Origin of the sequence: Mesorhizobium sp. M4B.F.Ca.ET.089.01.1.1 (assembly GCF_004022605.1) — a bacterium.
Lineage (GTDB): Bacteria > Pseudomonadota > Alphaproteobacteria > Rhizobiales > Rhizobiaceae > Mesorhizobium > Mesorhizobium abyssinicae.
The window spans coordinates 1-7,864 of the sequence record NZ_RZOS01000267.1 but is presented as its reverse complement, the minus strand read 5'-3'; the positions used below and the strand labels follow the sequence as shown (position 1 = coordinate 7,864).

General features: G+C 63.9%; 9 protein-coding genes. 4 read left to right on the top strand and 5 right to left on the bottom strand.

Annotation, left to right across the window (positions count from 1 at the left end):
• Positions 1-1,197: electron transfer flavoprotein-ubiquinone oxidoreductase (locus EN780_RS22165; protein WP_133372670.1), on the top strand; the 1,197-nt coding region annotated here is incomplete at its 5' end.
• A gap of 139 nt (positions 1,198-1,336) precedes the next feature.
• Positions 1,337-1,936 (top strand): DUF922 domain-containing protein, encoded by a 600-nt coding sequence (locus EN780_RS22160; protein ID WP_127283012.1) that lies wholly within the window; start codon positions 1,337-1,339, stop codon positions 1,934-1,936.
• A gap of 18 nt (positions 1,937-1,954) precedes the next feature.
• Here EN780_RS22160 and EN780_RS22155 read toward each other — a convergent pair whose 3' ends face one another.
• From EN780_RS22155 to EN780_RS22140, 5 genes are all read right to left on the bottom strand, one after another.
• Entirely contained in the window at positions 1,955-2,965 is a 1,011-nt protein-coding gene (locus tag EN780_RS22155) for an endonuclease/exonuclease/phosphatase family protein (protein ID WP_128275324.1), read from the bottom strand.
• A gap of 140 nt (positions 2,966-3,105) precedes the next feature.
• Complete coding sequence (locus tag EN780_RS22150; RefSeq protein ID WP_245500070.1) at positions 3,106-4,566, bottom strand: AMP nucleosidase; 1,461 nt, start codon at positions 4,564-4,566, stop codon at positions 3,106-3,108.
• Between the two features lie 199 nt (positions 4,567-4,765).
• Positions 4,766-4,963: a hypothetical protein gene (locus EN780_RS22145; RefSeq protein WP_127283014.1), complete on the bottom strand. Its 198-nt coding sequence runs from the start codon at positions 4,961-4,963 to the stop codon at positions 4,766-4,768.
• A 32-nt stretch (positions 4,964-4,995) separates the two neighbouring features.
• The gene (locus EN780_RS38890) at positions 4,996-5,148 is read right to left on the bottom strand and encodes a hypothetical protein (RefSeq protein WP_187331195.1); all 153 of its coding nucleotides are present in this window, start codon (positions 5,146-5,148) and stop codon (positions 4,996-4,998) included.
• Positions 5,149-5,330: 182 nt separating this feature from the next.
• Complete coding sequence (locus tag EN780_RS22140) at positions 5,331-5,672, bottom strand: DUF2147 domain-containing protein (protein ID WP_127283015.1); 342 nt, start codon at positions 5,670-5,672, stop codon at positions 5,331-5,333.
• 434 nt (positions 5,673-6,106) lie between these two features.
• On the opposite strand from EN780_RS22140, the gene EN780_RS22135 reads away from it, so the two are divergent.
• Complete coding sequence (locus EN780_RS22135) at positions 6,107-6,373, top strand: sel1 repeat family protein (protein ID WP_127393724.1); 267 nt, start codon at positions 6,107-6,109, stop codon at positions 6,371-6,373.
• A gap of 367 nt (positions 6,374-6,740) precedes the next feature.
• The gene (locus tag EN780_RS22130) at positions 6,741-7,862 is read left to right on the top strand and encodes an ABC transporter substrate-binding protein (protein ID WP_127309863.1); all 1,122 of its coding nucleotides are present in this window, start codon (positions 6,741-6,743) and stop codon (positions 7,860-7,862) included.
• Positions 7,863-7,864 lie beyond the last annotated feature (2 nt).

Sequence of the window (7,864 nt, the reverse complement as noted above, 5' to 3'; positions counted from 1 at the left end):
GAGAAGGACGGCACGCAGGGTCCTGGTTACGCGCCAGGCATGGCGCTGATGGGCAAATATGTGCTGATCGGCGAGGGCGCGCGCGGCTCGCTCGCCAAGCGGCTGATCGCCAAATACCAGCTTTCCGATGGCCGCGAGCCGGCCAAGTTCGGCATCGGTCTGAAAGAGCTCTGGCAGGTCAAGCCGGAGCACCACAAGCCTGGCCTCGTCCAGCATTCCTTCGGCTGGCCGCTCGACATGAAGACCGGCGGCGGCTCCTTCCTCTACCATCTGGAAGACAACCAGGTGGCGGTCGGCTTCGTCGTCCATCTCAACTACAAGAACCCCTGGCTCTCGCCCTTCGAGGAATTCCAGCGCTTCAAGACGCATCCGGCGATCAAGGGCACTTTCGAGGGCGCCAAGCGGATCGGCTATGGCGCACGCGCCATCACCGAAGGCGGCTGGCAGTCGGTGCCGAAGCTGTCCTTCCCGGGCGGCGTGCTGATGGGCTGTGCTGCCGGCTTCGTCAACGTGCCGCGCATCAAGGGCTCGCACAATGCGGTGCTGTCGGGAATGCTGGCGGCCGAGCATGTCGCGCAAGCGATCGCCGACGGCCGCGCCAATGACGAGCTTGCGTCCTACGAGGCTGCGTGGCGCGCGACCGACATCGGCAAGGATTTGAAGACGGTGCGCAACGTCAAGCCGCTGTGGTCGCGCTTCGGCACCATCATCGGCGTCGGCCTCGGCGGCCTCGACATGTGGCTGAACACGCTGTTCGGCTTCTCGCCCTTCGGCACGCTGAAGCACGGCAAGGCCGACTACGCGACGCTGGAGCCGGCGACCAAGCACCAGAAGATCGCCTATCCGAAGCCCGATGGCGTGCTGACCTTCGATCGGCTCTCCTCGGTTTTCCTGTCCAACACCAACCACGAGGAAAATGAGCCGGTCCACCTTATCGTCGGCGACGCGGCACTGCAGCAGCGTTCCGAGCACGATGTCTTTGCCGGGCCGTCGACGCGCTATTGCCCGGCCGGCGTCTACGAATGGGTCGACAAGGACGGCAACGCCGCTGCCGATCCGTCGGCCAAGGACGTGCGCTTCGTCATCAACGCGCAGAACTGCGTCCATTGCAAAACCTGCGACATCAAGGACCCCAACCAGAACATCAACTGGGTGCCGCCACAAGGCGGCGAAGGCCCGGTCTATCAGGGCATGTGAGAGCGGCGGCCCGACCGGGACGTCTCGACCGCCGCCCAAACGAAGAGCCGGCGAGGGGCCGGTTTATCCGGGCAGGTTACGGGCCTGTTGAAACCGCGGCGCGCTTGTGGTTCCCTTTCCTGAAAGTGGAGGGACGGCCATGCGCCTCGCGGTCCTGGCATGCCTTGCAGCGGTCGGCAGCCTGTGCGGCTTAACCCCGGCGGCATCGGCCGGCACCAAGCTGCTGGTCAAGACGCGAACATACGACATCGCGGGCACGACGGGTGCTGCCCTGGTCGAGGCAATGGACCGCAAGGGCCCCAAGCACGGCTTCATGACCCGCGCCATCGCGGACACTGCCTACACGGTGAATTGGGATCTCGCCATGAGCCGCACCGACGGGGTCTGCCACCTGCGGCAGGCCGACGGCGTGCTCGACCTCACCTACACCTATCCGCGTCTGGCGCAGCCGGCCAGTGCCGCGCTCGAACGCCGCTGGAAGCGGTTCTTTGCCGGCGTCCGCGCGCATGAGGAGACGCATGGCCGCATCGCCAGGCGCATGATGCAAGCCACCGCGAAGTCGGTCCGTGGGCTCAAGCGTGCCGACAACTGGTTCTGCACCGGCACCCGCCAGGAGGCAAGGCGCCGCATCAACGCCATCTATGCCGAATACGAGGCCAAGCAGAACGCTTTCGACGCCCGCGAGCATCGCGACGGCGGCCATGTCGAGCATCTGGTGGATGGTTTGACCAAGCCCTGAGCGGACGGGAACGTCGCGCTAACCACGCGTCTTGCCGAACCGAGCCATGGCTGCAAGTGCGGTCTCATGCTCGTCGTCGGGCTTCTTCTCTTCCGCCCGCAGCGAAAACTCCACCAGCACCGGAAGGTGATCGGAGCCAGTTTCCTCCAGCCGCGTCGCCGAGTGGATCGTCACTGCGCCCTTGCTGAACACCTGGTCGATCGGCAGGCCGGCGAAGCGCCGCAGGACATCGGGCAGCTTGATGTACATCCAGGTCGGCCCGGCGGACGGCATGACGGTAAGCTTGCCGAGCGCCGCGACACGCCGCACCGCCGCGCTCCACGGCACGGCGTTGCAGTCGCCGGCCATGATCGCCGTCTCGCCAAGCGAGGCGAGCTGCTCCGACAGTTCACCGATCTGCCAGGACTGCTCGCGCGGACATGGCCAGCTGAGATGGATCGCGGCGACATCGGCGCTGACACCGCCGAAATCGACGCTCGCGATCGCCATCGCCCCGCGCCGCTCGCAGTGCGGCTCGGTGCCGGCGGAGAATGGACGCCTGGAGAGCAGCGCCACGCCGAACACGCCGTTGGGATAGGGACAAAGGATCCGGTAGGGATAGGCGCTGGTGATGTAGCCGAGCTCGGTCGTCCACATCTCCGACACCTCGTCGAGGGTGATCACGTCGGGATTGGTCCGGCCGATCAGCGACAGCACCTTCTTCGGCGTCGGATTGTCGTAGCGCAGATTCATCTGCAGCAGGCTGTAGACGATCTGGTCTGCGGGCTTGGCGACCGCCTGCACCGGCCATAGCCTGGGCTGTGTGCTGAGCGTGGTGGCGAAGCTGGCGACGGCAAACAGCAATCCCGCGGCCGCCTGCAGGCGAAACGACGAGGCAAGCAGCGGCAACGCCAGAAGCGCGACCAGCACGGCGAGATGGACGCGGAAATGCGAGAAGGAATCGAAGGCCGGATGCAGCGTGCCGAAAAACCCGGCCACCAAAGCGGCCGAGAACGCCATCATTGCCAGGAATGTCACCCCAGCCACCATGTTCGGGCGCGCGCCGCTTGTTCTCATCGAAGTCGTGGTCTGCTGAATACCGCCGGCGATCCGTCCGGCCTGCTTATCCGCTAAATTGCGGCGCGATCAAGACGAAGCATTGCCTCGCCGAGGGTTTCAGGGCTGGCCGGCTACTGGAAGGCCGTCTCCGAAAAGCTCCTGAGCTTGCGCGAATGCAGCCGCTCCATCGGCATCCCGGCCAGCTTCTCCATCGCCTTGATGCCGATGGTCAGGTGCTGCGCCACTTGCCGCTTGTAGAACTCGGTCGCCATGCCCGGCAGCTTCAATTCGCCATGCAGCGGCTTGTCGGAAACGCAGAGCAGAGTGCCGTAGGGCACGCGGAAGCGGAAGCCGTTGGCGGCAACGGTCGCCGATTCCATGTCGAGCGCGATCGCGCGCGACTGCGACAGCCGCTGCACCGGCCCGCGCTGGTCGCGCAGCTCCCAGTTGCGGTTGTCGATGGTGGCGACGGTGCCGGTGCGCATGATGCGCTTGAGATCGTAGCCCGAAAGGCCGGTGACCTCGGCGACCGCTTCCTGCAGCGCCACCTGTATCTCGGCCAGCGGCGGGATCGGCACCCAGACCGGCAGATCGTCGTCCAGCACATGGTCCTCGCGCACATAGGCATGCGCCAGCACATAGTCGCCCAGCGCCTGCGTGTTGCGCAGGCCCGCGCAATGGCCGAGCATCACCCAGGCATGCGGTCGCAGCACCGCGATATGGTCGGTGATCGTCTTGGCGTTGGACGGGCCGACGCCGATATTGACCATGGTGATACCGCCATGGTTCGGCTTCTTCAAATGATAGGCCGGCATTTGCGGCAGGCGCTGCGGCGGCGCGCCTTCGGAGGGCACGCTCGATCCGGCATGGGTGATGACATTGCCAGGCTCGATGAATTCGGCGTATCCGCCGCCGCCGCTCTCCATCAGCTCGCGGGCGCGGGCGACGAATTCGTCGATGTAGAACTGATAGTTGGTGAACAGCACGAAATTCTGGAAATGCTGCGGGCTGGTCGCCGTGTAGTGCGTCATGCGGTGCAGCGAATAGTCGATGCGCTGCGCCGTGAACGGCGCCAGCGGCCGCGGCTCGCCGAAGGCCACTTCGAACGTGCCGTTGGCGATCTGGTCATCGGTGCCGTCGAGATCGGGCACGTCGAACAGGTCGCGGATCGGCCGCTTGATGCGCTCGGCGGCTGTGCCGTCGACATAGGTGCCCTCCAGGAAGGCGAAATGCAGCGGGATGGGCGTTGTCGATTCCGACACCGTCACCTGGACGCCGTGATTGCGCATGATCAGCCGAAGCTGCTCGACGAGATAGTTTTCGAACAGCATCGGCTGGGTGACCGTGGTCGAGAAATGGCCGGGCGTCGGCATGTGGCCGTAGGCCTGGCGCGAATCGACCTGGCTGAACGACGTCGTGGTGACGCCGATCTCGGGATAGAAGGCCCGGTAGCGCTTGTTGTTGTCGCCGCCGGCGGCCAGTGCCGCGAAGGAATCGCGCAGGAACTTGGTGTTGCGGTCGTAGAGCACCTGCAGCGCGGCCACCGCTTTCCTGGCGTCGTTGAAACTCTGCCTGCCGAAAGGCTCAGGCATGACGACAGATTCGATGGCTTGGGGGTAGATTCGCTTTTCCATGGCTCAATATAGAGACTTGGAAGAGCGGTTGGGAGGGGGAGCCAAGCCGGAACACAGCGTGAGCGCCGATTTTGTTCGTCCAAGGTTCAAGGTGTGTTGAGATTCAGGTCAGGCCGCGCCGAGTTGCAGGCCGGCATCCCCTGAATATCGACGCACCTCACCCGCGCTGCAGGGCGACCAGCAGGACAAAGCCGACACCGGACTTCTTCGGCGACGGCGCTTCGATCGTCGCGCTTGTATCGGCGCGCATCATCGGCACCGCCAGCACCGGGGCGGCGAGCAGCACCAGGATGAGCGCCGCCCGCGGCAGGAGCCGAAGGGCCTTCAGGGCGCTGGTGGTGATGATGCGGTCCATGATCGTAGCTTCTCTTTTGAGGGTTTGTCGGTTCAGCGGTTGAAATGGTTCATGCAGTTCGGCCGGCAGGAATTGGCAGCGTCCCAGGCCCGGGCCGGGCGGCCTGTCTCGGCCACCAGGACGGCGAAAAGCATGCCAAACAGGCTCATCAGCAGGCAGACGATGGTGAAGCGGCGGGCGAGCATTGCGTTGGTCCTCTCCTTCAATGCCAAGGAGAATGCCCGAGCGCCGCTGAACCGGCTCTGATGCCGGCATTCATCTGCGGTTCAAGTTCGTTGACGGGTTTTGAGGCGGCGCATCGGCCGGGTAGAAAATGAAAACGGGGCCACGAGGGCCCCGTCGTCAGGTGATTGCGGCGAGGCGCAGATCAGAGCTTGTGCCAGGTCTGGCTCTTGCAGATCAGGCCGCCGAACACGCAGCCGCTCATCTTGAGCGACGTGCCCGAAAGCGTCGCCTTGCCGGCATAGGTCTTGTCTGTTTCCGGATCGGTTATGCTGCCGGCATATTTGTTGTCGCCGGCCGCCTTGAGCGAGCCGATCGTCTTGCCGGCGAACTTGCCGGTCTTCAGCGTGATGGCAAACGCGCCGCCGCCGCCGATCGCCGCCGTCTCGCCGGACTGCGTTTTCCAGTTGCCCTCGATCGGATCGGCAAAGGCCGCGCCGGCCATGATCAAGGTGGCCGCCACGGCCAGGCTCACTTTTCGAAACATGTCTGTCCTCCCTATAGGTTCCGGTGGGGCGCCGTCCCGCCTTCCTAACCCTTACGCAAACGTAAGCTAGTTCAGCTTCCGGCAAAACAAAAGCGGTGCCGCCGGGGAAGGTTGCAGGATTTTGCCGCCACCTTTCAACGCGAAATGAACGGACAGCTTCATTGCCATTGGTTCCCGTGGTTAGCGGAGTGTTGACCGGACCGTTCGAAGTTTTCGTCAAATTTGCCGCAAACAGGCTGAACTGCGGGCTTTGTATGCTTAACGAATTTCAGTGTTTACCTCTTGTTTTAGCTTTGTTTTCTTCAAATTAAGCACGCCATTTAACGACGGATTCAAGGCTCGGCTTCATCCTCGAAAGCATCGAAAGAGCAGCCCCCCGAGGGATACCAAGGGACAGAAGGAGGCAGCTCTCGGGAGCCAGACAGGGGATTGAAATGGCACGTTTTGAAATGCTTGAAGCCGGCTTCGGCGCCATGGGGGCAACTGCCCAGGCCGACATTCTTTTCGAACTGGGCATGATGTATGCGACTGGCCGCGATTGCGAGACCGACGTCGTCGCCGCCCACAAATGGTTCAACATCGCCGCCATCAAGGGTTCGGTGCGCGCCGCCGAATTGCGCTCGGAACTGTCGGCGGCGATGTCCAAGGCCGAGATCGCTAGGGCGCTGCGCGAAGCGCGCGAATGGATGACGATGCACTGACGGACAACGAGGGCGGAAACGCTTCGGGCCAAGGCCGCGCAAGACGGCCGGCACAGGGACAAGGCCGCGCAAGACGGCCGGCACCAGGGACAAGGCCGCGCAAGACGGCCGGACGAAAAGAAAGACAGGGAAGCGAGTGGGGTTTCGGGCGCGGGGGCGTTCGGGAAAGCTCGTTTGGCAAAAAGCCGCGACCGGCCGGAACAAGGCCGGCGCGGCTTTTGGCTTTCAAGCGGTCCGCGATACAATACAGGCCCAATCGAGTGCCGGCGATGCGCCAAGACATGCCAGGCGAAGGATGAAATGGTCCGGCCTCTCTAAAAGAAGCGCGGCCGGAGCGGCCGCGCGCGAGTGGAGGAGTTATATCACCATGAAAAAATTAGGTATTTTGAGCGCAGCCGCATTGGGCCTGATGATGAGCGCGCCGCTGGCATTTGCCGATGACATCACCATTTCGGTGGTCGGTCCGATGACCGGACAGCTCGCCACCATCGGCGACCAGTTCAAGCAGGGTGCGCAGGCTGCCGCCGACGCCATCAACGCCGCCGGCGGTGTCAACGGCAACCAGATCAAGCTCGACGTCCAGGACGACCAGTGCGATCCGAAGCAGGCGGTTTCCGTCGCCAACCGCATCGTCGCCGACGGCACCAAATTCGTCGATGGCCATGCCTGCTCGGGCTCCAGCATTCCGGCATCCGCCGTCTATGCCGAGGCCGGCACGCTGATGATGAGCCCGGCCTCCTCCAATCCGGAACTGACCGATGCCGCGGCCAAGGCCGGCTGGCCGACGATCATGCGCCTCTATACGCGCGACGATGCGCAGGGCGCCTTCATCGGTCCGTGGATCGCCAAGAAATATGCCGGCAAGAATGTCGTCATCCTGCATGACAAGAGCGCCTACGGCCAGGGCGTGGCCGATGCCGTCAAGGCGACGATGAATGCCGGCGGCCTCAAGGAAGTGGATTACGAAGGCATCAATGCCGGCGAGAAGGACTATTCGGCCCTCGTCACCAAGTTGAAGGAGCTCAAGGCCGACGTCGTCTATTTCGGCGGCTATCACCCCGAGGGCGGTCTCATCCTGCGCCAGGCGGCCGAGCAGAACGTCAAGTTCCAGCTGATCATGCCGGACTCGATCGCCACTCCGGAATTCTGGCAGGTCGCCGGGCCGGCCGGCGAAGGCACGATGTTCGTCTTCCCCTCGGATCCGCAGGCCAAGCCCGAAGCCAAGGACGCCATCGCCAAGATCAAAGCCGGCGGCTTCGTGCCGGAAGGCTTCACGCTGTTCTCCTACGCCGTGGTCCAGGCCTTCGCCGAGGGCATCAAGCGCGCCGGCAGCGACGATCCGGCCAAGGTCGCCGAAGCGCTGAAGAACGGCCAGCCGATCAGCACCGTGGTCGGCGACGTCGTCTTCGACGAGAAGGGCGACCTGAAGAACGCCAGCTACGACATCAACCAGTGGCACGACGGCAAATACGCGCCGATCCAGCCTTGATC

What these genes read in the sequence shown, in the direction of transcription:
- EN780_RS22160 (WP_127283012.1), top strand. Translation starts at nt 1,337, where the DNA reads ATGCGCCTCGCGGTCCTGGCATGCCTTGCAGCGGTCGGCAGCCTGTGC.
- EN780_RS22145 (WP_127283014.1), bottom strand. Translation starts at nt 4,963, where the DNA reads ATGGACCGCATCATCACCACCAGCGCCCTGAAGGCCCTTCGGCTCCTG.
- EN780_RS38890 (WP_187331195.1), bottom strand. Translation starts at nt 5,148, where the DNA reads ATGCTCGCCCGCCGCTTCACCATCGTCTGCCTGCTGATGAGCCTGTTT.
- EN780_RS22135 (WP_127393724.1), top strand. Translation starts at nt 6,107, where the DNA reads ATGGCACGTTTTGAAATGCTTGAAGCCGGCTTCGGCGCCATGGGGGCA.
- EN780_RS22130 (WP_127309863.1), top strand. Translation starts at nt 6,741, where the DNA reads ATGAAAAAATTAGGTATTTTGAGCGCAGCCGCATTGGGCCTGATGATG.
- EN780_RS22150 (WP_245500070.1), bottom strand. Translation starts at nt 4,566, where the DNA reads ATGCCTGAGCCTTTCGGCAGGCAGAGTTTCAACGACGCCAGGAAAGCG.
- EN780_RS22140 (WP_127283015.1), bottom strand. Translation starts at nt 5,672, where the DNA reads ATGTTTCGAAAAGTGAGCCTGGCCGTGGCGGCCACCTTGATCATGGCC.
- EN780_RS22155 (WP_128275324.1), bottom strand. Translation starts at nt 2,965, where the DNA reads ATGGTGGCTGGGGTGACATTCCTGGCAATGATGGCGTTCTCGGCCGCT.